The sequence below is a fragment of the Rugosimonospora africana genome, assembly GCF_016862975.1.
GTDB lineage: Bacteria > Actinomycetota > Actinomycetes > Mycobacteriales > Micromonosporaceae > Rugosimonospora > Rugosimonospora africana.
Window position 1 is genome coordinate 1 of the sequence record NZ_BONZ01000173.1, and the last position, 1,187, is coordinate 1,187.

At 67.2% G+C, this 1,187-nt stretch carries 1 protein-coding gene; it reads left to right on the forward strand.

Annotated elements, in window-relative coordinates:
* Positions 1–679 precede the first annotated feature (679 nt).
* The coding region (locus tag Raf01_RS49060; RefSeq protein WP_203925064.1) for a carbohydrate binding domain-containing protein at positions 680–1,187 on the forward strand (508 nt) is incomplete at its 3' end.

A 1,187-nucleotide genomic window follows, 5' to 3' on the forward strand; every position in this document is an offset into this window, starting at 1 on the left:
GCCGGTCTCGAAGCCTGGGTTGGTGATGGGGTTGGTGGCGGCTTGCGCTGCCGGGTTGTCAGCGGCCGGATTGTTGATGGCGGCCTGAGCCGCCGGGATCGCCAGGCCGACGGCGGCGGCAACGGCGGTGGCCGTGACACCGAGCCGGACGACCCGCGCGGATCTGCGCATGGAACTCCTCCTGTCCGACAGTCTGGCTCGGCGCGTCGGACGCCGCGCTACGACCCAGACCAGTCGCCATGGCGGGACCGATGATTGAGGGTCGATGTAAGCTCAGCGGTCGATGAATGTCAAGGTTTCTTAACTGTTGTGCTCGGCGCGCCTGGGGTCGGGGGCGGGCATCGACGCTATTGACTAGCGATGGGCGTGAGGCTACGGTGTCGATAAATATTTAGGAAACCTTTCTAAAGCGTACCGGTGTCAGCCGACCGCTCCCACCGGCCGTCCCGTCGCGCGCTGACCCGAGCTCTTCATGAGCGCCGTGAATGGGTGCCGTGAATGGGTTCCGCCAACGGATGCGGCCAGGCCAGGCCGGCGCGACCGTCGAAGGAGTTGTCCGATGCCCGAACCTTCGATGCCTGAACCTTCGATCCCCGGACCTCCGGCGCCCGAATCATCGGCACCCGAACGTCCCGCGATTCGCGTGCGCCGGCGGGTGATGCTGGGCGGAGCCGCGGCGGTGGCGACAGCGGCAGCGGTGATCCTGGCGATTCCGGCAGCGCAAGCCGCCACCAACCCCATCACCAACCCAGGCTTCGAGACCGGCAACCTCACCGGCTGGTCCTGCGACACCACCGACTCCGCCGTCACCGGACACGCCCACACCGGCACCTACGCCCTAGCCGGCGCCGCCACCAGCAGCAACACCGCCCAATGCAGCCAAACCCTCACCGTCGCCACCAACACCACCTACACCCTCACCGCCTACGTCAACGGCAACTACACCTACCTCGGCACCACCGGCGCCGCCACCGCCACCACCTGGACCCCCACCACCAACGGCACCTACACCCAACTCACCACCACCTTCACCACCAACACCACCACCACACTCACCATCTACCTCCACGGCTGGTACGCCCAAGGCACCTACTACGCCGACGACATCACCCTCACCGGCGGACCCGCCACCCCACCCACCCCCACCCCAAGCCCCACCCCCACGAAAACCACCCCACCACCGACCA